Raw genomic sequence first — 20,247 nt, forward strand, 5'->3', positions numbered from 1 at the left:
CATGAAGTCAGTATCACCAATCACGCTGACTTATTCTTGTTTTGTCGTATCTTTTAGATCACCCTTTGTATAAACCTGCATCATATGGTCTTCGAGCCACTTATTCGCTTTTATCGGAGACATTTTCCAACCACTGCTACAGGTAGAAGTAATCTCAACCAGACAACTGCCTTTACCCGCCATGTTAGCTTCGAAAGCTTTACGGATAGCCTTCTTCGCCTTATTGATAGCGCCAACCGTTTCCACACTCTGTCGGGTTACATAGCAAGTACCTTCAAGCTGAGCAGCTATTTCAGGCATCTTGAGCGGGTAACCATGAAGTTCAGGGTCGCGACCATACGGACAAGTAGAAGTTTTCTGTCCAACCAGTGTAGTAGGGGCCATCTGTCCACCTGTCATACCATAAATCGCATTATTGATAAAAATAATGGTAATATTTTCGCCACGATTTAAAGCATGGATCGTTTCTGCTGTACCGATACAAGCCATATCACCATCGCCCTGATAAGTAAACACCAAGCGGTCTGGCCAAAGTCTCTTGATAGCAGTAGCCAAAGCAGGAGCACGACCATGAGCAGCTTCCTGCCAGTCGATATCAATATAGCGATAAGCGAAAACAGCACAACCAACCGGACTGACGCCCACCGTTTTATCCTCCATGCCCATCTCAGCTATGACTTCAGCCACGAGCTTATGTACCACACCGTGTGAACAGCCTGGGCAATAATGCATGTTCACATCGTTCATCAATTTAGGTTTCTCGTACACCAAGTTTTCTGGTGCTATTATATCGCTATTCATGATTCATCATTTTTTTGAGATTGTCAACAATTTCCTGTGGTTCAGGAACGATACCCCCTAAGCGACCAAAATGTCGTACTTGCGTAGCCCCATTAGCTGCCAGTTTTACATCCTGAATCATCTGTCCGGCATTGATTTCAGTTACCAGTATACCTTTAACTTTCTGCGCCAGTTCTGCTATCTGTTTTTCAGGGAAAGGCCAGAGTGTAATAGGTCTGAACAGTCCCACTTTGATACCTTCACCACGAGCGATTTCAACCGCTTTTTCAGCGATACGGGCAGCACTACCGAAAGCTACGATGATATAATCAGCATCATCGCATTGCTGTGTTTCGAATCGTACTTCACGTTCTTTACAGCGTGCATATTTTTGCTGAAGGGCAAGGTTTCGTTTTTCCATTTCTTCAGGCTTCAGTTCCAGAGAAGTGATGATATTAGGTTGACGGTCCTTAGTCCTACCGATAGTAGCCCAAGGACATTCTTTCTTAATTTGCTCTTCAGTGCGACGAGGCTTCATCGGAGGCAAAACCACTTTTTCCATCATTTGTCCGATGATACCATCACTTAGAATCATAGCAGGGTTACGATATCTGAAAGCCAGTTCAAAGGCCAAGTCAACGAAATCAGCCATTTCCTGTACACTGTTTGGAGCCAGTACGATAACCTGATAATCACCGTTACCACCACCACGAGTAGCCTGGAAATAGTCAGCCTGAGATGGTTGGATAGTGCCCAGACCAGGACCACCACGCTGTACATTTACGATGACGCCAGGCACCTCGGCACCAGCCATATAAGCGATACCCTCTTGCATCAAGGCGATGCCAGGGCTAGAAGAAGTGGTGAGTACACGTTTACCGGCACCAGCACCACCATAAATCATATTAATAGCAGCCACTTCGCTTTCAGCTTGTAATACCACCATACCAGTGGTTTCCCAAGGTTTCAAAGCAGCCAAAGTTTCTATAATTTCAGTTTGGGGAGTTATCGGATAGCCAAAGAAACCGTCAGCTCCACAACGGATAGCAGCGTGGGCGATAGCCTCGTTGCCCTTCATTAATTTTACTTCTTGATTCATATCAGGTTAATCTTCTGTTTTTTTACGATACACAGTTATGCATCCATCTGGACATACGATAGCACACGAAGCACACCCTACACACGAGTCACTCTGTGCATTAGGTTCAACATAAGGATAACCGTGAACGTTTACCTTTTTCTCCGCTATCGAAATACAATTTTTCGGACAGGCTACAACGCAAAGGCTACAACCTTTGCATCTGTCTGTATTAACGACGATAGCGCCTTTGATTATTCCCATTTTTATATTGTTTTAATCTAATTCTTTTTTCCCGTTATGTCTGAGTACAAGTTTATGGATTATACATATCCTTACAATAGAAGCTGTAAATATCTTCCAGCATCTTCTTGGCTTCAACAGCTTTACTATTCGGATCTAGTGCAATAGCCTCCATGTAGCAATGCATCGCTTTCTGGAAATCTTGTTCTTTGCGATATACATTTCCCTGCTGATACCATTCTTCACTTGTCATTGACGATTCATTCATAATTACAAAGTTATATATATATAAGGTGAAAAAAGAAAGATTCTTTAATTTTTTTGCAATATGAAGTGTATTTCTTTCTCAATTTGCACACATCCTTTTTGTTATGTGCAAAAATATGTAATAAAATAGTTATGTTCTTGGTAGAGTTAAAACAGGATAGTAAAGAATTCGAAAGGGGAGAAATAAAAAATCGCTTCAACGAAAATTTCATTGAAGCGATTAACAAGTAGTCCCTAGGAGAGTCGAACTCCTCTTTAGAGAATGAAAATCTCTCGTCCTAGCCGATAGACGAAGGGACCTTGTCTCATTTGCGGGTGCAAAGGTAGTGTTTTATTTTTATTCCTGCAAGTTTTTCTCAAAAAAAATCGCAAAAAAGTTCTATTTTCTTGTTTTCTTACACTTTTAAGACCATTTTATGTCTATTTTTTCACGCTTTATCTACTTTTCTCGCGTATAATTTTACTTCACTCAAGTTTATCAAGTAATAGAAGTTTTTCAGAATAGAGTAAAGGAAATAGTGTTAAAATATGTATAGTGCAATTCTATTGCACTATACTTCTCGAAATTTGCAATTGTAAAGAGGTTGAACTTACTCTTTCATCTAACATTATTAACTTTTTAATCAAGATCAAATGAAAAATTATTTAAAAGATTCTGTACACAGCTTGACAGCTGAAGAGATGAAACAGATTAACGGTGGTGAAAAATGGAAGACACATTGGTCAGGCACAAGTAATCCTCTAATCTACTTTGGTGAAGCATGTTACAATGGAGTTGTATTAATTCATAATGCAATCTTTGATTGATAATCATTTTCTAATTAACTAGAATCTGATTTTAATAGAGGGTGTGCAAAAAAAACTAAATTGGCACACCCCCTCTTACCATATATTGAAGTATCATCAGAGATGTAAGCAATCTTGGTGATCATTTTTCTTTGATAGAATATTAAAATTTCTTTTTGCAAATCAAATAATTTGATATCTTTGCAGTAATAAAGAAGATTTGTTAGTCTTACCTTTACGCTTAGTTAAAATAACCTGACACCATACAAAGGTGTAAATTAATATCATATGTTAGAAAACAATAATGTGAGCAAGTTTTTCCCCAACAGAATTTGGGAAGTTATTGCACTATTGATATTGTCTATAATACCAATTGGTGTTATCATGTCAATCTTGATAGAGAAGTCTTTTAGCCAACGATTTATAGAAGTGGCTATTGTATTTATTATGGCGGTATTTGTCGTAGGAGTATCCTGTCTTGTTAACCGTGTTAAGGGTTGGCATCATGATGGATGGTCTGTCAAAGATTTCTCCTTTTTTGGCCATGCATTACTCCTTAATGTCATATTTACGGCTCTGTTAGCTTTCCCTTTGTTTGGCATTATAAAAGATGGCAACACCCAAGATTCAAGTGATTTTCTTTCAATTTTGGCAATATGCCTTATTGGTCCTGTATCAGAAGAAATCATGTTCAGGGGTGTTTTTCTAAGGGGCTTATTGAGCCAATATAAACCGCTGACAGCCATTTTGGCTACATCTCTAATCTTCTCCATAATGCATTGGCTTCCATTGCAAATATTGTTCGCCTTTCCTCTTTCTGTCTTATATTGTTACATTTATTTTAAAACACACAATTTGCTCTATACCATCATTTTGCATGTCATCAGCAATAGTATCACTACACTATTAGCTATTGAGCTAGGCTACTCTGTCTTCACCGGACATGTATTAATTAGTATCTGCTTATCATTGGCAGGTCTCGCTTTGACGGCTTATTTTTCGCACAAGCTTTATATGAAGTTCAGTAGACAGTAATGTTTTTAAATCATGATATTCCAGAGCCATATTGATGGAAGAGACTATTGGGCTACCAATCTATCTCATGGATATAAGTATAATGGCAAGGAATTGAACAAGATACATGGCCTGAATACTTTGTTACCGAGCTTTTTGAAGGTAAAAATATGTTTTTTTTGAAATTTTCTTGGAAAAAGTTTGGTAGTTTCGATTTTATGTCTTACCTTTGCACCCGCAATCAAGAAATGATGCAGGGCTTAAATAGGTCTAAAAAATGGTGCGTTAGTTCAGTTGGTTAGAATGCCTGCCTGTCACGCAGGAGGTCACGAGTTCGAGTCTCGTACGCACCGCATCAGAATAGGGAAGTAGCACAGTTGGTAGTGTTCCTGGTTTGGGACCAGGAGGTCGTCGGTTCGAGTCCGGTCTTCCCTACAAATTGCGGAAATAGCTCAGTTGGTAGAGCACAACCTTGCCAAGGTTGGGGTCGCGAGTTCGAGTCTCGTTTTCCGCTCATATATTTCTTAATAATAAAAAAAGAGGTGGTTATGGATTTTATTCATAATCACTTTTTGTTTTATAGTATGATTCTTATTTTTTGTAAGCTTACAAATTGTTGAGATTAGCAAATTTTTATTTTCTTTGCTGATACAAAAACAACAGCGTATAAGTAACTAAGTAATCAATATTTTTTGTATCTTTGTGGCGAAGCATTCAAACTAAGTGTTATGGAAAAGGATTGTAAGAGCATCAACCACATACCAGAAGCCGCAACAAACGATGTAGCGAGTAAGCCTGAAAACGAAATCAGGGTAGAACTTGTTAGTGTCGAAGTCGTAGGCGAGGATACGCCACACAAGCATTCAAAAAAGTATGAAGTTTGGGGCGTAATTGCCTTGTTGTCTCTTGTTGTTTGGGTTATCTGTCTGGCGTATTTTGCTTTTTTCAATAACCAATCAGTCAACGGCTTGTTAGCACTTGGCGGCTCTTCTGCATTGTTTTTCTATTCCATCTGTCAAATGTCTTTTATTAGTTCGGATGAACGAACGAATAGATAACACTATTTAGTCGTTTCCTACTTTTCCCAACACTTCCTCAAAACGCTTTAACGCATCTTCCTTAGATATTGCCGGGACTACTTTCGTATGCTCCGGCTTTTTCTTCTCCCATGGAAAGGGTAGAAGTCCGTGGGGCGTTAGCCCTTTCTTGGCATACGGCTGTATGGTTATTGCCGCAAGCATACGCATACGTTCCCAACGGTCTTGATACTGCGCCGTCCGCCTTGTATATGTGGCTGAACTCCTCGGGCGTGAGGCTGTCGGCAAAGTCCATAAGCGACATATCGAACTCTACGCCATCGTGCTTATAGGCTGACGCCACGCAACAAAACAGATAGGCGCACATATTGGTAAACTTCGTTAAACGCCTTGTAATTTCAAAATATTATGTGTAGCTTTGCAGCAAAAGCAATAATAAAATGAAAAGTAAGTTAGTAAAACGGATTGACGGACCTACACCTAACGGAGGTGTTTATGCCGAGGTTTCTTTCACCAACAAGGATGGCAAACCATGTGTCGAGGAAGAAGCCGCAAAATGTACCATCAATGAATTTGCCGAAGATGGTACTCTGATAAACTCCGTTTATAGTATTGTACAGGTAAAAAAATAATTAGCTGAATTTTTACTATCTTTGCTGATACAAAAACAACACCCACATTAAAGCTAACATCACAATAAGGATTATTCCGTTGTGAAAACAAATGGACGGGGAGACTCGCCCTTTAACTTGAAAACATATAAAAAAGCCTTTGCGTCTTAGCGTACTTGGCGAGAATCATAACTTATCCAAACCTTCTTAGATAAGTATTTCATTCACGCTAAGAGTGCTAAGACGCAAAGGCTTATGAGAGAACTTTATTGTTTCTTAACTTGCTTCTTGCAACAAGCCTTAGCCTTTTTATCACAGTTGGCTTTGTCCTTCTTACAGCAAACTTTATCCTCCTTTTTCTCACCGCAAGTCTTAGCTTCCTTCTTGCAACAAGCCTTAGCATCCTTTTCACAGCAAGCTTTAGCCTTCTTCTGGCAACACTCTTTCTTGCTCTGGTTACTCTCGTTAGATTGTGCGCTAACGGTTGTTGTCATGCACATCATTGCCATAACCATGGCACTAAATAAAATTTTTTTCATGTTGGTCTTTTTGTTGATGTTATAAAATGATTCGCTTACAAAACTAACCATTTCATGATAAATATTGACAGATGCTTAATTCTTTTTAACTTAAATAATCTAGATGAATCTTTTACTGTATTATACCCACGGCCGAGAGTATGTTGTACCGAAAATCAGCGAGGGATTATTTTTGCAATGTTTTCTGTAAACGCAGACGTCTCTATCGTGTTAATCTTTTTAATACCCCTGAGCCATCTTCAAATTCATTTCCTTCTTAAATCGAAGATAATACTGTATGCCAGCAACTGAAAGTGAAATAGGGAAGGCTGTCCAAATTCCTACTAAGTCAAACTTCAGATGAATACCTAACAAATATCCCAAAGGTAAACTAATTACAAAATATGCGATGAAGGCATAAAGTACCATCGGACGCACACAAGCAATACCTCGAAGTGCATTTGCATAGGTATACTGTAAACCGTCGCCAAACTGATAGGCTATCAAGGTGAAGATAACTATTGACACCATATGCTGAACCTCTGTATTATTGGTAAAGCAACCGCCTATTTGATTGCGGAATATAATAACCGGTATCGCAATAATCATTGCGATAATCAGTTCTAACCGAAAACAATCCTTGGCATTCTCGATAACTGCCGAATAATTATTCTGTCCATAAAATACACTGATACGGATAGATGCTGCTGTGGCAACACCCGAAAGAATCAGACAGAACAACTGTCCGATGGTAACCATTATTTGATGAGCGGCAAGAGCAGTGGTGCCTATCCATCCTACCATAATACAACTCAGCGCAAAGGCTGCTGTCTCCATACCCAACTGCAATGCTATAGGCCATCCCAGTGCGTTCAGATCTTTCATATCTTTACGATTAATGATACCTTGCATCAGGCCTTGCTTGTATATGGCAAATTTACGACTTCCAAGTAGAATGCATAGTAGTGCTATGCCCATAAACACGCGCGACCCAAGTGTGGCTATACCGGCACCAAGCAGTCCGAGTTCGGGAAAACCAGCATATCCATAGATGAGTAAACCGTTAAATAGGATGTTTAGCAGATTGGCGATAATCATAACCCACATAGATACCTTAGCATGGGTGATGCCATCAAAGAATTGTTTGAGACCATTAAAAAGGCCGATAAAAGGAAGACTTATCACATTAACGATAAAATACGGACGTATCAGTGATAAAAGTTCTTTCGGTTGCCCCATGTTCTCTAGATTAAAATAAACAATCGTCATCACCAACATCAGCAATAGGCCGATCAAGAAATTAGCCAATAAACTATTCTTTACTTTCTGACCGATTTCTTGATGTTTGCCTCTTCCATATAAGTTGCCCACTAATGGAATAAGACCATACGAAAAGCCGAGATAAAACAAAAGTACTAGGTTGAATACGTTATTCACGAGTCCTGCTGCAGCCAAGTCTTCTGTACCATGATGACCAATCATCAAGGTATCTGCAAACCCCAAAACAATAGTACCCAACTGGCCGATAATAATAGGAATACCTAACTTAATTAAATCTCTATAATAATTATTTTTGCTGAAATTTTTCATATTTATTGCAAAGTTACTCATTTTTTCTTATTTCCCTTAAATAATTGCTAAATATGTAGTAAGAATTTATAATATTTTATGAATATACTATCAATATTAATACACAAATCTTCAATATGAAGCAAATAATCGATAAATGCTAACTATTTGATAACAAAAAAAGCAAGTTGTATACCAAATGTACGGTATATTCAACAGAATTAGCGTTAAAAAATGTAAAGCATTTGATGTTTTCTATACAAATGTTTGGTTATGCAAGTAGTATACTCTATCTTTGCATACGTTTTCAATATAGAATCATATACCACTATATAATAATAGACTGAAAGTAGATGTCAACTATTAATGTGAATATATAAGTAACCTTCGGAAAGACCAAACGTGAAAAATCACTAGTAAATAGGATGAAATTAATTGCATTTTCAGTGATACTTACACCATCGTCTCAAGAAGTATTGTTTAATTTTTAATTTTTATGAGAGAGATTTTTATGGAAAAAAGACTAGCAATGTTTTTCGCAAGTCTGTTCCTTTTCGTAGGAACCGTTCTTGCCCAAAACAAAGTTACAGGTACCGTTGTCTCAGCTTCAGATGGAGAACCGATTATCGGTGCTTCTATCATCGTGCAAGGTACGAAGACTGGTGCTGTTACCGACATTGATGGTAATTTCACCCTCAGTGTACCTTCGGGTAAAAAGTTGATTGTCAGTTATCTTGGCATGAAAACCATTACGGTTTCTCCTAAGGAAGGTATGAAGATTAGCCTTGTTGCTGACGACAAAACACTTGGTGAAGTGGTGGTAACGGGTATGCACAAAATCGACAAGCGACTTTTCTCTGGTGCTTCTACCAAGGTGGATGCTGCTAAAGCCAAAATTGACGGTGTGGCTGATATCAGTCGTTCGCTCGAAGGTCGTGCTGCTGGTGTAAGTGTTCAGAATGTTTCTGGTACCTTTGGTGCTGCTCCTAAAATTCGTGTTCGTGGTGCTACTTCTATATATGGTAGTAGTAAACCGTTGTGGGTGGTTGATGGTGTCATTATGGAAGATGTTACTGAGGTCAATGCTGATCAGCTTTCTTCGGGTGATGCTTCTACCGTTTTGTCATCTGCAGTTGCAGGTTTGAATGCAGATGATATCGAGAGCTTTCAGATATTGAAGGATGGTAGTGCTACTTCTATTTATGGTGCGCGTGCGATGGCTGGTGTCATCGTTATCACAACCAAGAAGGGTCGTCAGGGTAGTACCCGTATTAACTATACTGGTGAGTTTACCATGCGTCTTCGTCCAAGCTACAGCCAGTTTAACATCATGGACTCTCAGGAGCAAATGGGTGTTTACAAAGAAATGGAAAGTGCTGGTTTGCTATCTTACAGTAGAACCTTACGTGCTGAATCGAGCGGTGTCTATGGTAAGATGTATCAGTTGATGAGTACTTATAATGCTTCTACCGGCACTTTCGGACTTGCGAATACTCCTGAAGCCCGTGCTACTTATTTGCAGGCTGCAGAATTCCGCAATACTAACTGGTTTGATGAGCTCTTCAGTTCTGCTATCATGCAGAATCACTCTATCAGCATGTCTACAGGTACGGATAAGGCACAATATTATACCTCTTTCTCTTATTTGACAGACCCAGGATGGACAGAAGCTAGCAAGATGCAGCGTTTTACTGCAGCTATCAATGCTGACTATAAACTTAGCTCTAAACTGTCTTTAGGTCTTCGTGCCAATACTTCTTATCGTATGCAGAAGGCTCCGGGTACAACCTCTCAGAGTGTAGATGCTGTAACTGGTAAAGTTAGTCGTGATTTCGATATCAACCCTTACTCTTATGCGATTAACTCTTCTCGTACTCTTGATCCTAATGCTTTTTACGTGCGTAACTATGCTCCGTTTAACATCCATCATGAGTTGGCTAACAACTATATGGATTATGACATCGTAGATCTTAGATTCCAGGCAGAGTTAAAATATAAGCCTATCTCTAAGGTAGAATTGTCACTGATGGGAGCCTATAAGTACTCTACTACCACACAAGCGAATACCATCACAGAGTATTCTAACATGGCTCAGTCTTTCCGCGCTATGGATGATGCTACCATGATAGATTCTAACCCTTGGTTATATCAAGATCCTGATCAGGTAAATACACAGAAATTCTCAGTACTCCCTGAAGGTGGTTTCTATCGTGAAACCAAATATAAAATGAATGGTTATGATTTCCGTGCCTCTGTCAACTATAATGATGTATGGAACGAAGATCATATCTTCAACTTCTATGGTGGTATGGAGGTGAATAATATCGAGCGCAACCGTAGCTATTTCAATGGTGTAGGTATGCAGTACGACATGGGTTATCTCGGTGCTTACAGCTATTATTACTTCAAGCAGGCTTCTGAACAGAACGATATCTACTATTACCTTAAAAACTTCTACAACCGTAAAGCGGCATTCTTTGGTAATGTAAACTACTCTTACAAAGGTCGTTATAGCTTGAACCTTACAGCTCGTTACGAAGGTAGTAACCGTCTGGGTAAAGCTACTTCTGCTCGCTGGTTGCCTACTTGGAACGTTTCTGCTGCATGGAACCTCCATGAGGAGAAGTGGTTTGAACGTATTGAGCCAGCCTTCAGTCATGCCACTTTGCGTGCTTCATACTCACTTACCGGTGATGATCCTTCTGTATCTAATGCCGAAGCGATTATTAAAAGTACCAATGTATGGCGTCCTTTTGCTTCAGATAAAGAGTCTGGTCTTGAAATCAAGGATATCGCAAACCCTGATTTGACATACGAAAAGAAACATGAGTTTAACGTGGGTGTAGATCTTGGTTTCTTAAACAATCGTCTTAATGTAGTCTTCGACTGGTATACCCGTAACAACTACGATTTGATTGGTTATCAGACTACGAATGGTACCAAGGGTGCTATTCGCCAGTTGGCTAATGTTGCTGCCATGAAATCGCATGGTGAGGAGCTTACCATTTCAAGCAAAAACATCGTGACTCCTAAATTCCAGTGGAATACAGACTTCATTTTCTCTCATGTAAAAACGAGAGTAACCGAACTGGATGATAATAGCCGTATCATCGACATGATTGCTGGTGAAGGTGGTGTCGGTTTTACTCGTAAGGGTGATCCATACCGTGCCCTCTATTCTCTTGATTTCAGAGGCTTGAACAATGATGGTATCCCTACCTTTATTAATGAAGAAGGCAACTTGACTACCAGTGATATCAACTTCCAGTCTACTAATCTTGATTATCTGATATATGAAGGTCCTTCAGACCCAACTGTCACTGGTTCATTTGGTAACAACTTCACCTATAAGAACTGGCACCTAAATGTCTTCATGACTTACTCTTTTGGTAATGTAGTTCGCTTGGCAGATTCATTTAACTACAGATATTCAGATCTCGACGCAATGCCTAAGGATTTCAAGAATCGTTGGACCCAAGCTGGTGACGAAAAAACAACAAACATTCCTGCTATTGCAGATCTTCGCCAGATACAGAATGATCTCTATTTGAAATATGCCTATAATGCTTACAATCGTAGTACAGCACGTATCGCTAAGGGCGACTTTATCCGTATGAAAGAAATCTCTCTGAGCTACGATTTCCCTAAGAGCTTCGCAGAAGCATTACGTATACAGAATGCAAGTATTAAACTTCAGGCTACTAACCTCTTCTTGATTTATTCTGATAAGAAGTTAAACGGTCAAGATCCTGAATTCTTCAATGCTGGTGGTGTAGCAGTTCCAATGCCACGTCAGTTTACATGTACTTTGCGTTTGGGCCTCTAATTTTTTAAAAGAGTATAATAATGAAAAAATATAAATATTTCTATATAGCTGCAGCCTTATTGAGCTTGACTTCATGTGGTGACTATCTCGATAAGATGCCTGATAACCGTACAGAAGTCAACTCTGTAGAAAAAGTAAAAAGCCTTTTGGTTACCGCTTATCCGAATAAATCTCCTCTTCTGGTAGAGGAATTCTCTTCAGATAATGTAACCGATAACGGTACACAGTATGCTACCTACGATTACATCGACCAAATCTATCGTTTGCAGGATGTTGAAACGATATCTTATAACGATTCACCGTATAAAATTTGGAGTGATACTTACCGTTCTGTAGCAACTGCTAATAATGCGTTAGAAGCACTCGATAAGATGGAAGATAACGCTTATAATCGTGGTCTTCGTGCTGAGGCTCTTCTTTGTAGAGCGTTTGCCATGTTCCGTCTCAGTAATCTGTTTTGTATGGCTTATAATCCTGACAAAGCCGAAAAATACTTAGGCTTGCCCTATCCGAAGCAGGCGGGTGTAACAGTGCCAGAGCGTGGTACGCTGAAAGAGCTGTATGCAAATATTAATGAAGATATTGAGAAAGCTCTGCCAATGATTGATGACAGTCATCTGACTTCAGCAAAATATCATTTTAATAAGAGTGCTGCTTATGCTTTTGCTGCTCGATTCAATCTGTACTATCTGAATTTCAAGAAGGCAAAAGAGTATGCTTCTGTTGTAGTAGGTTCAAATCCTGGTTCTGTACTCCGACAGATGTCTAGCTATTCCAACCTTGCTGGTACAGAGGATATCGGTAATAATTATATCAAGAGTGGCAATCCATCCAATCTGTTGCTTTTGACATCGTATTCTCTGATGGGACGTGCTTCTTACGCGACAAGCACGAAACGATATAACCATAATATGGATGTCGTTTCATCACAAACATTCTGGGCACTTATGCCTTGGACCAAGAGCATCGGTTCTTCTGCCAATACGCTCTATGAATCTCATATGATGTATGGTAATAACCAGACGGTATGGATTCCTAAGCAGATAGAGTTTTTCGAAGTTACGGATAAGATTAACAACACAGGTTATGCTCACATCGTAGAGGCTGCTTTCACCACCGACGAAACGCTGCTTGTTAGAGCTGAGTCAGAAATTCTCCTGGGTGAGAACGAAGCTGCTATTGCCGATATGAACAGCTGGTGCGATGCCCACTGTGAGGCGTCACATGGTGGCTATACCCGTCAAAGACTGACGGTCGACAATGTGAATAAATTCTTTAATCAGTTAGATACTGTGGCTGACAATGAAGTGGAAGTAAAAAAGCAGAATGTGAAGAAGACTTTGCATCCTCAGGGCTTTACCATCAGCAATGCCACCCAGCGTAACTTGTTATACTGTTTGTTGCAGATGCGTCGTATCGAAACTTTCTGGCAGGGACAGCGATTCATGGATTTGAAACGTTATGGTATACCTTATACGCATTATATTTCTCACGAGAATCCAATCTACATTAAGCCGGGCGATCTTCGTTTGGCTATCCAGATTCCAGCTGATGTGTTATCTACTGGTCTCGAAGCTAACCCACGTTAATTTTCTAAGCATATTATACAATGAAATATATTAAATTATTATTTATAGCCTTCTTTACCATCGTCTTGGCTTCTTGTCAGGACAATGGTATCGAGAATGAGTCTATCTTTGATACGTCTTCTCCGAAACGTACCGAGTTTGATACCTGGATATTAAATAATTTCACACTACCTTATAATATTGATTTCCAATATCATTATAATGACAAACTCTCTGATAATGAGTATAATGTAGTTCCTGCTCGTCTGGATAATTCTAAAGCGATGGCCATTCTCTTGAAGCATGTATGGCTTGACTCTTATCGTGAGGCAGTAGGAGAGGACTTTGTGAAAGCTAATACCTTCCGTGTTGTTCAGCTTATCGGTTCACCAGAGTATAGTGGTCAGGGTAGTATCGTGCTGGGTACTGCAGAAGGTGGTATTATGGTAACTTTATTCCGCCTGAACGAATTGGATATTCATAACATCCATATCGAGCAGGACGATCCTTTCCGCTCAAGAGGTGCGCTTCCACTCGACTTAAACCACTGGTATTTTCATACCATGCACCATGAGTTCTGTCATATCTTAACTCAGAAGAAGCAGTATACTACCGATTTCCAGGCTATTTCAGCTGGTAAGTATCATTCTACAGACTGGATTAATGTGTCTGACGAAGAATCAGGTCAAGAGGGTTTCGTTACTGGTTACGCATCAGATCAGTATAACGAAGATTTTGCAGAAACTTATTCTACATATATCACCCTTTCAGATGAGGGCTGGAATGCACTGCTCAAGAAGGCTGGCGATGAAGGCGCTGCTATTATTCTGAAGAAACTGGATATCATCCGTACCTATATGCAGGACTCATGGGGTATAGATATCGACAAGTTGCGTACTGTCGTAAATCGTCGATGCAATGAAGTAAAAACCCTTGATCTTACCAAATTAAACTAAAGACGTATACGTTATGAAAAAAATATCATATATACTTTTAAGCTTTGCTGCTTTATTGTTGACAGCATCTTGTACCAATGAGGTAGATGATCTGTTTGAAAAATCATCAGCTCAGCGTATTCAGGAGGCTATTACGACAGATCAACAAATACTTGAGAGTGCTTCAAACGGATGGGTTGCACACTACTATGCTGATACACGATATGGTGGGTATAACCTCTATCTGAAATTTAAGGATGACCAGGTAACCATCGGTAACGAGTTGTTTGGCGATTCTTTGCAGACCTCTCATTATAAGTTTGAACAGAGTGATGGTGTTATCCTGTCAATGGACGAATTTAATAATCTTATTCATATTTTCTCTGAGCCATCTTCCAAGCGTAATGGTGGTGTTGGTAAAAGTGGAGAAGGCTACTTAGGTGACTTTGAGTTCCGTGTACAGCAGTGTTCTGCTGATAGTGTTATCCTTCAGGGTAAAAAGCATGGTTCCAAAATCGTTCTTATCCCATTGGCGAAAGATGAGACATGGGCTGGCTATATCAACAAGGTTGCTCAGGTAGAAACAGTAATGAATTATAAGAAATATCAGTTGGTATTAGGCGAAGATACATTAGCTTGTGCCAAGTCTCATTATCGTAACCTCGCAGTAACATACGAATCAGACGGGACGACAAAGACTCTTGATGTGCCTTATATCATTACTCCTAATGGTATCGAGTTGTATGAAAACAATACCATTAACAACTATTCTTTAGATGGATTCAACTATGCGAAAGGCACGGAATGGTCAGAGAAGAAAGGTAAGTCTGATATCAAATTAATTGCCGTTTTACCATCATTAGCAGACCAGATTGCAGATGGAACATTCTATCTTACTTATGATGCTATTGGCAGTTTCGGTAAAAAATACTTTAATGTTGCCATTAAAAATGCTGGTGATCTTGCCGAATCACTCAAGTATGTTATCTTTGGTAACTTTGCAACAAGTAGTTATGGTGAAGGTTTTGGTTTAAGCTTCTATAGTGGTTCAGCGGAAGATGGATACTATTATGGTATGTACACGATGAACTGTACCATTAAGAGCGAAGACGAAGTCGTATTATCATTTACAGGTCAAGGTCTGGGCAATGCTTCATGGTATTCCAAGAATGCTAACTACGACTATATGGTTTTCCCATTAGGCTACGTCAATCAGCCTCGTACCTTTAAGCTTACAGCCGACGACACGAGAAATCCTTCATACATTTTGATGACGGATGAATCTAATCCTGAAAATACCTTCAAACTTGTACCTGATGGTAAGGAAGTATTGTTTAAATAATACGATACTCTCAGTCTCTTAAGAAAGAATTAGACAGAGTTCTTGGGTATGGTGAGGCTTTGCAATAGCCTCACCATATATACATCATTCGGGGATGTTATTTCTGTGTCATATTTAAGTAATAATCAATTATGAGACGATTTTTCATCATAACATTTTTTCTGACGGTTGTGGCATCGACATTCATTTATCTTCATCACAGAGATAATGTAATACCGATTGCTAACTTGCTGCAACAGAAAATTAATGGTGCTCATATGAAAACTTATCATGATAGCACTTTTGGTTATATCATGCGATATCCAGACTTTTTCGTACAACTTCCTGATTCTCTTGATCCAGAGCCTGGATGCTGCACTTTCCGCTTTTGGAATGTAGAACAGATCAATCTTTCTGGTTATGTGCTTGGTAATCCTGAACAATTAACAGTACAACAGATGAAAGACAGTCTTGTGCATGAAAATCATGATGTAAAGATACGTACTCTTGCGGATACCCTCATCATCTCAAGTCCACTGTATGCTGAAGATGGAGTCGTAGATGGGTATCGTAATTATGCTAAATATGTAAGACACCGAAAACTGTGGTTTGTACAGTCGCTCTCTTATCCTGTAGAGTGCGAAGATGCTGTTCGTCGAATAAAACATCAGATAGATAGCTGGACAGTTTGGGAGAATGTTATTCCTCAAAAATGCTTTATACCCAAACGACGTAGACAGACGTTCATGTATAGCCACAAATCATACTCTTGAAATGACACCACGAAATGAGATCATAAAAAACGTACCGAATAATAACATTAAAACAAAATAACAATGAATAAACTATTAGGATGTATTTATATATTTGCAGGTGCACTGCTTTGTGTATCTTGTGAGAACGATGATCTGCCAACACCTACCACACCGTTGGCGATTGCTTCTCAGAATGTCGCCTTTACCAGTGTCGGCGGTACTGGAAGTGTTGTAGTAGGTATTCCTGAAGATACTTTAACAACGGTTAGAGCGGTAACAGATGCAGACTGGGCAACCGTTTCGGTATCGGGTAATACCATAACGGTCGAAGCAAAAGAAAATCCGAATATTACCAGTAGAGCAGCTTCGTTGAAAATCTATTCTGGTAGTGACTCCGTGACGACCTCTATTTCGCAGTTGGGTCTTACGTTCAATATAGAAGCTGATAAGGAGAACTATCTGGATGATCAAGCGCAACAGGGTGAAGTTACTATTCAACACACTTTACCGGTACAGTTAGTACATGTACCTGAGTGGGTGGATATTACGTCTACTGACAATGGGTTTGTTTATCAAGTTGAAGAGAATAAAACGGGTGCTTTCCGTAGAGATTATATTAAGATACAAACGGGTAATGTAGCAGATTCTATCCTGATTGCTCAGGGTGAGTTGGCCGATTTAGTAGGCGATATTATTCTTACAGGTTATAATAGCAAATTTAATACAGTTAGTTATTCTGCATCTATCCAAGTGGCAAAAGACGATAAGCCTTACTTGGTCGTTCCAGATTTAGGAGTAACTTATCCATTCCAATGGAATCAGAAGTCACATCAAGCTATATTCTTGAGTGGAACCCAACTTGGTACGTTCAATTATCAGAATACAGCTTACAGCATTTATCCGATATTCGTTTCTTTGACAGATGGTGCTACAATCTTTGAATCTGGTTATGGCATTGGTGCTGATTTCGTAGGTGAAGACGGAATAACATTATCGGAATTTAAATTATTAGGTCTCAATAGCAGTGACGCAACAGAAATGGGTATCGCCTTTGGTCTTTTTGATGGAGAGGAAGCTACAAAAGACACCTATACAGGTATTAATCTTGCATTTTTGTATTATCCATCACTCATCAAATTGCCAGCCCAAGCTGCTGCAAAAAGTAATATTCCAGCAGCTTTGCTCAAAAAGAAGCAAAAAGCGAATAACAAGCTTATTACACCATTTGTCAAATAGTATTTTTTTAGCATAAATCATTAAACTTTTCCTTTTAAAGGAAAAGTTTAACGAAGAAATATGAAAGAATTAACAATGGATGAGAAGAAGGGCTTGCTGGCCGAGGTTAATAAGCTCTTAGCTACAATCCCCGACTATCAAATGGCTATGCCCGTGATTGAGATGGAAAACAATGATATTTTCTTCACCGATGGAGCATATATTAGGCGTTTATTCATTGATCACGGAGAAATATGTTACGATTTTCTTGGCGAAACGTGCGAGGAAGCAATAGCGAGTCTTGCCCACGGAAGTATGGTCTCGTATGGCTATGAACTTTTCCCACCACGGCGCAAATGGTCTTGGGAGAAAAGCAACTCTCAACTCAACAAGTTTGAAAGCTTTCGAGCCTACTGCGATTCCTATATCTTTAAAAACATAGATCAAGCTTCACTTACCTATATGATTACTAACAGTCCAGTCTTTGATGCGATCAACCAGAAAGCTGCCGCCATACTCCAGAAGATTACAGCATACGATGTGCCGCTGGTTCGACTAATGAACAATAATTTTTCCTCCCAACTCGTTTGGTGGTATAAGAAGGAAGGGGAACGTTGGTTGTATTGTACTTTTGAGCAGGGAGAAGTCCACACAAGTATCTGTGCGGAGAATGATGATGAAATGGTATATAAAACTGTTTACGACAGCTTGGCTAATTATGCACAGAAGGAATTCGTTGTGTTCAGGGAACGCAACGGAAAGAATCCGTATCGGAAATACGATGATTTTATGGAGGAATGCCTCCATAAAGTGTACCCCGATTATAAATATCACCGTCCTCCCGAATATGATGACCGGAAATACGAAGAGCTTGATGCTGACTATCTCAAAGGCTCGTCTCTTTCAAGTAAATAATGTTTAATGGGAGCCATTTTTTTAGCATAAATCATTTATCTATGCCAAAGTGAAATTATAAAACAGATAGAAATGAATGCTTTAAAGTTATCTATAATTACTTGTTTTTCAATACTATATTCTCTCACATCTTTTGCAGAGGTAAAATCGAATGTCAGCATTGAAATAGGAAGCTTCGACTCTATACCATCAGAGATAGATGGTGGATGTTGTGTCTTTTATAAGTATCCAAACAAAATGCGAAATAAAAGCTACATAATGGTGAATGACCTTGCAACCACGGCCTACATGGTGATTAATCGTCGTCTAGAAGAGTTTACTCTTGTATCCAATCGGAAAGACGTATTTTGGTACAAGAATAAAAGGTTTACTTTAAAAGTGACAATCAACCATACACAAAGCAAAGGTGATAGTGAATTCTATAATGTGAAAGGCATTCTTATTGTGGAAGATCGTAACAAGAATCAACGGAAACTAGCTTTTTGCGGGAATTGTAGCTGGTAGTTTATACTTTGTAGCATTTGATGTAATTGATGTCTTACCCATAAGTAGTAATGAATAGCAGGTGTGTGGGGATTAGCATTCGCAAGTCCCTACACATTATGTCCTAAGACTCTGTTGGCAATTGGGTGTCTCGCTGACTATTGCTTCTTATATACCTACAACAGTAATAACCAGCTGTCATTATTAGTGCTATATTTTATAGCTATTACTGAATATTATCCTTTAATAAGATTATATTAAGTAGTACAAATTTATGAAATATTTTATTTTAAAGTGGTCATCAGAAAAAAAGCAGAACAATAAAACAAAACGAAGCTTATGGTGTCGTTTGCTGCATAAGATGATCGTTCCACTCAGTGCAAATCCTGATTTTGATGATAAAATAGAGGATGTTACTCTATGGTTTATTGAATATGACGATGTGGTAAATCATATTGCAAACAGAGAAATTGGATTTGCTAAAGATGGTAGGATTATTGTAAAAATGCCAGACGATAGAAATTATGGTTATTGGCTGGATACAAATTGCGAATTGGAAGATTTCAAAAAGATGGGTATAAATATGATAACCGAAAAAGAATTTAACGACTTATGGAATTCGGTCTATTACGATAGAGAAGCAAAAGAATTCAAGCAGACTGTTATCAAAAATGGAGACTAAAGAATGTATGCAATCTTGCCTTCACGGACATTTTAATTTAGAAATTTTATGATAAGATTGTTAATATTGTCGATATCGTTCGGCATAACATTTAATTCATTGGCTCAATCAGCTAAAATATATGATCATAATACTCATAAAGAGTTGGTTAAAGCTGAAAAATACATCCCAGGATTTGTCAAGGATTCTGTGAAAACATGCTTTCCCATATATCGTGTGCTTATCAAGAAAGAATATCGTAGTATGAAATTTGAAGCAGTGCCCAAATATATGCGAATAGAGACATATCTCGATTTCGATCATGCTACATTAGATGAAGTAATCGCAACCACATCAAATTGGGACTACATATTATGGGGCAAATATTCAAACTATAATTCTTACTGCTATTCTAAATCGAAAGATAATCCCTTGCTTTCATTCGTCAATGGTATTAAGCCTGATAAATTATACTTTTTATTTGGTCAATCCGATTTTCTGCTTGTCGAAAAATCCGCAGAACGTTACCTTGTACAATATGTAGATCATATGTGGAAGAAATGCGATTTACCAGAACTTACAAATAACATTAACGAATTCAACACCTACATATTCCCATATAAACAGAAAAAGAAGTTAGTATATTCTAAGTAGGTCTATAGTAG

At 38.8% G+C, this 20,247-nt stretch carries 20 protein-coding genes and 3 tRNA genes; 17 read left to right on the top strand and 6 right to left on the bottom strand.

Annotation, left to right across the window (positions count from 1 at the left end):
* Positions 1-30: 30 nt before the first annotated feature.
* The 4 genes from L6471_RS01535 to L6471_RS01550 are packed head-to-tail and all read right to left on the bottom strand — an operon-like array spanning position 31 to position 2,354.
* Positions 31-801 (bottom strand): thiamine pyrophosphate-dependent enzyme, encoded by a 771-nt coding sequence (locus L6471_RS01535; RefSeq protein ID WP_027454241.1) that lies wholly within the window; start codon positions 799-801, stop codon positions 31-33.
* A complete protein-coding gene (locus L6471_RS01540) occupies positions 794-1,879 on the bottom strand; it encodes a 3-methyl-2-oxobutanoate dehydrogenase subunit VorB (protein ID WP_237797095.1) in 1,086 nt (361 codons plus the stop codon). Before L6471_RS01540 ends, L6471_RS01535 begins: the two co-directional genes overlap by 8 nt.
* 6 nt (positions 1,880-1,885) lie before the next feature.
* Entirely contained in the window at positions 1,886-2,122 is a 237-nt protein-coding gene (locus L6471_RS01545) for an indolepyruvate ferredoxin oxidoreductase subunit alpha (protein WP_074549939.1), read from the bottom strand.
* Positions 2,123-2,174: 52 nt separating this feature from the next.
* Positions 2,175-2,354, bottom strand: a complete 180-nt coding sequence (locus L6471_RS01550) for a tetratricopeptide repeat protein (protein ID WP_006281887.1) — start codon at positions 2,352-2,354, stop codon at positions 2,175-2,177.
* Positions 2,355-3,049: 695 nt separating this feature from the next.
* Here L6471_RS01550 and L6471_RS14100 point away from each other — a divergent pair.
* From L6471_RS14100 to L6471_RS01580, 7 genes are all read left to right on the top strand, one after another.
* Positions 3,050-3,175, top strand: a complete 126-nt coding sequence (locus L6471_RS14100; protein ID WP_262914073.1) for a hypothetical protein — start codon at positions 3,050-3,052, stop codon at positions 3,173-3,175.
* 267 nt (positions 3,176-3,442) lie between these two features.
* The gene (locus L6471_RS01555; protein WP_074614461.1) at positions 3,443-4,189 is read left to right on the top strand and encodes a CPBP family intramembrane glutamic endopeptidase; all 747 of its coding nucleotides are present in this window, start codon (positions 3,443-3,445) and stop codon (positions 4,187-4,189) included.
* 258 nt (positions 4,190-4,447) lie between these two features.
* Positions 4,448-4,521, top strand: a tRNA-Asp gene (locus L6471_RS01560).
* 9 nt (positions 4,522-4,530) lie between these two features.
* Positions 4,531-4,603, top strand: a tRNA-Pro gene (locus tag L6471_RS01565).
* Positions 4,604-4,609: 6 nt separating this feature from the next.
* A tRNA-Gly gene (locus tag L6471_RS01570) sits at positions 4,610-4,682 on the top strand.
* A gap of 214 nt (positions 4,683-4,896) precedes the next feature.
* Positions 4,897-5,226, top strand: a complete 330-nt coding sequence (locus L6471_RS01575) for a hypothetical protein (protein ID WP_237797096.1) — start codon at positions 4,897-4,899, stop codon at positions 5,224-5,226.
* A 419-nt stretch (positions 5,227-5,645) separates the two neighbouring features.
* Positions 5,646-5,837: a hypothetical protein gene (locus tag L6471_RS01580; RefSeq protein ID WP_237797097.1), complete on the top strand. Its 192-nt coding sequence runs from the start codon at positions 5,646-5,648 to the stop codon at positions 5,835-5,837.
* Positions 5,838-6,082: 245 nt separating this feature from the next.
* Here the strand turns inward: L6471_RS01580 and L6471_RS01585 are convergent, their stop codons facing one another.
* Positions 6,083-6,355 carry a hypothetical protein gene (locus L6471_RS01585; RefSeq protein ID WP_237797098.1) on the bottom strand — a complete coding sequence of 91 codons (273 nt, stop codon included), beginning with the start codon at positions 6,353-6,355 and terminating at the stop codon, positions 6,083-6,085.
* Positions 6,356-6,574: 219 nt separating this feature from the next.
* Positions 6,575-7,924 carry an MATE family efflux transporter gene (locus tag L6471_RS01590; RefSeq protein ID WP_237797099.1) on the bottom strand — a complete coding sequence of 450 codons (1,350 nt, stop codon included), beginning with the start codon at positions 7,922-7,924 and terminating at the stop codon, positions 6,575-6,577.
* A 490-nt stretch (positions 7,925-8,414) separates the two neighbouring features.
* Here L6471_RS01590 and L6471_RS01595 point away from each other — a divergent pair, with 490 nt between their 5' ends.
* The 10 genes from L6471_RS01595 to L6471_RS01640 all read left to right on the top strand — a co-directional run bounded on the left by L6471_RS01595 (position 8,415) and on the right by L6471_RS01640 (position 20,236).
* Complete coding sequence (locus L6471_RS01595) at positions 8,415-11,729, top strand: SusC/RagA family TonB-linked outer membrane protein (RefSeq protein ID WP_237797100.1); 3,315 nt, start codon at positions 8,415-8,417, stop codon at positions 11,727-11,729.
* Positions 11,730-11,749: 20 nt separating this feature from the next.
* Entirely contained in the window at positions 11,750-13,318 is a 1,569-nt protein-coding gene (locus L6471_RS01600) for a RagB/SusD family nutrient uptake outer membrane protein (protein ID WP_237797101.1), read from the top strand.
* A 20-nt stretch (positions 13,319-13,338) separates the two neighbouring features.
* A complete protein-coding gene (locus tag L6471_RS01605) occupies positions 13,339-14,253 on the top strand; it encodes a zinc-binding metallopeptidase (protein ID WP_237797102.1) in 915 nt (304 codons plus the stop codon).
* 13 nt (positions 14,254-14,266) lie between these two features.
* Positions 14,267-15,574, top strand: a complete 1,308-nt coding sequence (locus L6471_RS01610) for a DUF4302 domain-containing protein (RefSeq protein WP_237797103.1) — start codon at positions 14,267-14,269, stop codon at positions 15,572-15,574.
* A gap of 131 nt (positions 15,575-15,705) precedes the next feature.
* Positions 15,706-16,326, top strand: a complete 621-nt coding sequence (locus L6471_RS01615; RefSeq protein ID WP_144263809.1) for a hypothetical protein — start codon at positions 15,706-15,708, stop codon at positions 16,324-16,326.
* Between the two features lie 63 nt (positions 16,327-16,389).
* On the top strand, positions 16,390-17,544 hold the full coding sequence (locus L6471_RS01620) for a BACON domain-containing protein (protein WP_237797104.1): 1,155 nt from the start codon (positions 16,390-16,392) through the stop codon (positions 17,542-17,544).
* Between the two features lie 60 nt (positions 17,545-17,604).
* Entirely contained in the window at positions 17,605-18,438 is an 834-nt protein-coding gene (locus L6471_RS01625; RefSeq protein ID WP_237797105.1) for a hypothetical protein, read from the top strand.
* 72 nt (positions 18,439-18,510) lie between these two features.
* Entirely contained in the window at positions 18,511-18,942 is a 432-nt protein-coding gene (locus L6471_RS01630; protein WP_051214749.1) for a hypothetical protein, read from the top strand.
* Between the two features lie 253 nt (positions 18,943-19,195).
* On the top strand, positions 19,196-19,603 hold the full coding sequence (locus tag L6471_RS01635) for a hypothetical protein (protein ID WP_036862139.1): 408 nt from the start codon (positions 19,196-19,198) through the stop codon (positions 19,601-19,603).
* Positions 19,604-19,651: 48 nt separating this feature from the next.
* Positions 19,652-20,236 (top strand): hypothetical protein, encoded by a 585-nt coding sequence (locus tag L6471_RS01640; protein ID WP_237797106.1) that lies wholly within the window; start codon positions 19,652-19,654, stop codon positions 20,234-20,236.
* The last annotated feature ends 11 nt before the right edge of the window (positions 20,237-20,247 follow it).

The organism is Segatella bryantii (assembly GCF_022024215.1).
GTDB classification, from domain to species: Bacteria; Bacteroidota; Bacteroidia; order Bacteroidales; family Bacteroidaceae; genus Prevotella; species Prevotella bryantii.

Bases quoted from the DNA above. Each gene is read 5' to 3' on its own strand.
- L6471_RS01535 (WP_027454241.1), bottom strand. From the start codon at position 801: ATGAATAGCGATATAATAGCACCAGAAAACTTGGTGTACGAGAAACCT.
- L6471_RS01540 (WP_237797095.1), bottom strand. From the start codon at position 1,879: ATGAATCAAGAAGTAAAATTAATGAAGGGCAACGAGGCTATCGCCCAC.
- L6471_RS01545 (WP_074549939.1), bottom strand. From the start codon at position 2,122: ATGGGAATAATCAAAGGCGCTATCGTCGTTAATACAGACAGATGCAAA.
- L6471_RS01550 (WP_006281887.1), bottom strand. From the start codon at position 2,354: ATGACAAGTGAAGAATGGTATCAGCAGGGAAATGTATATCGCAAAGAA.
- L6471_RS14100 (WP_262914073.1), top strand. From the start codon at position 3,050: ATGAAACAGATTAACGGTGGTGAAAAATGGAAGACACATTGGTCAGGC.
- L6471_RS01555 (WP_074614461.1), top strand. From the start codon at position 3,443: ATGTTAGAAAACAATAATGTGAGCAAGTTTTTCCCCAACAGAATTTGG.
- L6471_RS01575 (WP_237797096.1), top strand. From the start codon at position 4,897: ATGGAAAAGGATTGTAAGAGCATCAACCACATACCAGAAGCCGCAACA.
- L6471_RS01580 (WP_237797097.1), top strand. From the start codon at position 5,646: ATGAAAAGTAAGTTAGTAAAACGGATTGACGGACCTACACCTAACGGA.
- L6471_RS01585 (WP_237797098.1), bottom strand. From the start codon at position 6,355: ATGAAAAAAATTTTATTTAGTGCCATGGTTATGGCAATGATGTGCATG.
- L6471_RS01590 (WP_237797099.1), bottom strand. From the start codon at position 7,924: ATGAAAAATTTCAGCAAAAATAATTATTATAGAGATTTAATTAAGTTA.
- L6471_RS01595 (WP_237797100.1), top strand. From the start codon at position 8,415: ATGGAAAAAAGACTAGCAATGTTTTTCGCAAGTCTGTTCCTTTTCGTA.
- L6471_RS01600 (WP_237797101.1), top strand. From the start codon at position 11,750: ATGAAAAAATATAAATATTTCTATATAGCTGCAGCCTTATTGAGCTTG.
- L6471_RS01605 (WP_237797102.1), top strand. From the start codon at position 13,339: ATGAAATATATTAAATTATTATTTATAGCCTTCTTTACCATCGTCTTG.
- L6471_RS01610 (WP_237797103.1), top strand. From the start codon at position 14,267: ATGAAAAAAATATCATATATACTTTTAAGCTTTGCTGCTTTATTGTTG.
- L6471_RS01615 (WP_144263809.1), top strand. From the start codon at position 15,706: ATGAGACGATTTTTCATCATAACATTTTTTCTGACGGTTGTGGCATCG.
- L6471_RS01620 (WP_237797104.1), top strand. From the start codon at position 16,390: ATGAATAAACTATTAGGATGTATTTATATATTTGCAGGTGCACTGCTT.
- L6471_RS01625 (WP_237797105.1), top strand. From the start codon at position 17,605: ATGAAAGAATTAACAATGGATGAGAAGAAGGGCTTGCTGGCCGAGGTT.
- L6471_RS01630 (WP_051214749.1), top strand. From the start codon at position 18,511: ATGAATGCTTTAAAGTTATCTATAATTACTTGTTTTTCAATACTATAT.
- L6471_RS01635 (WP_036862139.1), top strand. From the start codon at position 19,196: ATGAAATATTTTATTTTAAAGTGGTCATCAGAAAAAAAGCAGAACAAT.
- L6471_RS01640 (WP_237797106.1), top strand. From the start codon at position 19,652: ATGATAAGATTGTTAATATTGTCGATATCGTTCGGCATAACATTTAAT.